The sequence below is a fragment of the Pseudolactococcus hodotermopsidis genome, assembly GCF_011170085.1.
Lineage (GTDB): Bacteria > Bacillota > Bacilli > Lactobacillales > Streptococcaceae > Pseudolactococcus > Pseudolactococcus hodotermopsidis.
In genome coordinates this window covers 1-1,173 of record NZ_BLLI01000130.1, presented here as the reverse complement: position 1 = coordinate 1,173, position 1,173 = coordinate 1, and the positions used below count along the sequence as shown (strand labels likewise).

Annotated in this window: 1 protein-coding gene; it reads right to left on the bottom strand. The window is 33.2% G+C overall.

Annotated features, from left to right (window positions below; genetic code table 11):
• Positions 1–315: 315 nt before the first annotated feature.
• Positions 316–885, bottom strand: coding sequence for a DUF4352 domain-containing protein (locus tag Hs30E_RS10965; protein WP_172209963.1), 570 nt, complete (start codon positions 883–885; stop codon positions 316–318).
• Positions 886–1,173 lie beyond the last annotated feature (288 nt).

Sequence of the window (1,173 nt, the reverse complement as noted above, 5' to 3'; positions counted from 1 at the left end):
TGCTAAAATCAAAACCTTTAAGTGTATGGCTCAGAAATATCGTAATCGAAGAAAGAGGCACTTACTTCGTGCGTCCTTAATTTGTGGTATTATCAATTTCGAAATTTAATTTCGGGAGAAGTCTACTATTTCACTTAAACATATTAAATTTTTATGACAGAATTTTTTAGGTTAGAACAAGTTTAGCAAATGTGGTAAACATGACAATTTCCAGCAACACACCTCTATTTTTTTTACAAAACAAAAAAGACAGCTCGTCGCTATCTTTCTAACGCCTATTTCACAAGCGCAAATACATCATTAATCAACTGTTTTCTAGTTTAATTCAATTGACAATTTTGAACTTGTGTCGAACATATTACCAGTGTAGTCTAATTTAAGTTTATCTTCTTGTTTAGCTTGACCAATAAGATTGCCAGATACTGTACCACCTTCTTTCAAAGTGCCATAGCTCAACGTTTCAACACCTGATAAATATTCCCAGAAATCAGTAACATTCCCTTGGTCATCAAGTCCGAAATCAAGAGGATTGTAGCTAACAACTTTTTTAGATTGATTCTCAATCGTAACATTCACAACAACAAATTTCTTACCCTCATCTGGTTCATTATACTCCTCACCATCCGTAAATTCAACAGAATTAACCTTAAAATGAACACCATTAACCTCAACAGTATCGCCAACTTTGAAAACATCTTGTTCCTTTTCAGACGTTTTTGTTGTCGTGTCATCAGTCGTCACTTTTTTAGCTCCCTTGTCACCACCACTAGACGTAACCACCACAATCACGACAAGAGCTACGAGCAAAATGAACCAAATTCGTTTATAAACTGGTTTCTGCTCCTTGTAGACTTTGCCATCTTCACCTTCAATCTTCTTAGCCATCTTATAAAAAATCTTTCTCAGCTTTTAACGTGAATCAGAATTTGCACGATTTATTTCATTTCGTAACCTTAGTGTTTTTTAACTAACCATATTTTTACAAAAATGCAACTAAGGTAGTACTTGAGTTTAGTCAAGTACTAATGTATTATACATTACGTTTTATATCATTCGAAAGTGATAATGTCTTAAGTAGGTCGAAACATAAAATGTCCCAAATGTTAAACTAATACTTATGAAAAGGATATTACTCACTGTGAATGAATTGAAAAAGTATCGTGTTATCAAGTT

Bases quoted from the DNA above. Each gene is read 5' to 3' on its own strand.
- Hs30E_RS10965 (WP_172209963.1), bottom strand. From the start codon at position 885: ATGGCTAAGAAGATTGAAGGTGAAGATGGCAAAGTCTACAAGGAGCAG.